The organism is Methylobacterium sp. WL7, assembly GCF_008040085.1.
GTDB lineage: Bacteria > Pseudomonadota > Alphaproteobacteria > Rhizobiales > Beijerinckiaceae > Methylobacterium > Methylobacterium mesophilicum.
Window position 1 is genome coordinate 1 of sequence record NZ_VRVG01000305.1, and the last position, 1,465, is coordinate 1,465.

Genomic DNA, 1,465 nt, shown 5'->3' on the forward strand with positions numbered 1-1,465 from the left:
CAGCGCCAGATACGGCGCAACCAGCGCCCATTCCTCATCGGACACGTCAGAGGGATAGCCGGCACGACCTGCGCTCATGCCCAAAAACGCAAACCTCACCCATTCAGTTCATAACAGCCTCTAGAGCCGTTGAGCCCCCCCCCCGAGGGGCGGTGCTGCCGGCCCAACAATCTGTCATCGTTTTTATGTTGCCAGATTGCGCCCCTCATCTGCACGAAAAATCGTTTTGCTATCAGATAGTTGGCATCAGCAAGAAAGGCTGAGGAGTGACTATATACCGGCCTTCACCGGCCCCGTTCATACAAGCCTAGCAAATGAACGAAGGGAGGAGGCTTCGCCGGCCAGCGTAGGCATACGTCTGAACGGTGCGAACGGAATGATAATCGATTGCTGGGTGGCAGAGGCACTACCTACCTGGGTTCCCAGGCTGCCGCCGCGGCGGCGGGTTGGGTGCGACGGCGCTGCCAACGGCGGTCAATAGCGGCAGGCGCCGCAGGTGCCGCAGGTGCCGCAGGTGCCGCCGGCGGCGGTGGGTGCTGCGTGAGGGCTGGGCGGTACCGTAAGGGGTATGGGTAATGTAGCGGGTCAGCACAGTCGCTGACACGCTGGGGCTACGCAGCGTTTCCAGTGTCATTGCCGTCGGGCAAGGCAGCGAGCCAGGTACTTGCCGCCTCGGCGGTGACCAGCGTGCGCCGCCCGACCTTCTTCGTGCGTAGGCGCCCAGCGGCGATCTCGGTGTAGGCGAGTGAACGGCCGATACCTGCCCATCGGCAGAAGTCATCGATGGACATTGCACCGACCGTGATCGGCGGGACGGTGGGTATGGGGGCGGCATGTGCTGCCTGGACTTCGGTGTTCGTAGTCGTCATCGCCGCCGCCTCGTGCTCGATATTAGTTGGGCGGCGGCGATATATTTTGGCGCACGGCGGGGCCGCGTCGGCGGTCTCGTCAGCGATCCGTTTCAGGCCATCGTGTTGGGAGCGGTAGGCGATGCCATGAGCCGGCGCAGACGGCGCAGGTTGCGCGGGACGAGGTGTGAGTCGGCCCAGCGATTCTCTGCGGAGCAGCGCGCGGCGGCCGTAACGAGGGTGTGCCAGTGCCGGCGCACGAGGTCGTGGATGGCGGCGGTGAGCGCGTCCCAGATCGTCGGCAGGGCGTGGGCGATCTCGTCTAGCAGCGTGGTTTCGATGGCGGTGCCGACATGGTCGCGCAGCGCGATGAAGCGGTTCTCGCCGCGTTCGACTCGGCGGACCATACGGCGGAAAGAGCGCCAGAGCGCGTCCGCGTGCCAGTCGGTCAGGCACTCTGCCGCCAGCGTCAGGCAGCGGACGATGACGCGGTAGGCCCGGATCGTCGGTGCGGGGTGGGGAAGTAGGGGCGCGGCGGCTGGTGACTGGGGCCCGGCCGAGACGGATGCGTTGGCTTTGAGATAGTCGACGTCGCGGGTGATCGCACGCTGGTGGCG

2 protein-coding genes are annotated in these 1,465 nt (G+C 65.5%); both read right to left on the reverse strand.

Going from position 1 to position 1,465, the window contains the following annotated elements; translation table 11 throughout:
• Positions 1-611: 611 nt before the first annotated feature.
• On the reverse strand, positions 612-869 hold the full coding sequence (locus FV233_RS29420; protein ID WP_246690145.1) for a hypothetical protein: 258 nt from the start codon (positions 867-869) through the stop codon (positions 612-614).
• A gap of 92 nt (positions 870-961) precedes the next feature.
• Positions 962-1,465: hypothetical protein (locus FV233_RS30765; protein WP_187278275.1), on the reverse strand; the 504-nt coding region annotated here is incomplete at its 5' end.

Excerpts from the sequence above, each read along its gene's own strand:
- FV233_RS29420 (WP_246690145.1), bottom strand. The coding sequence starts at position 869 with ATGACGACTACGAACACCGAAGTCCAGGCAGCACATGCCGCCCCCATA.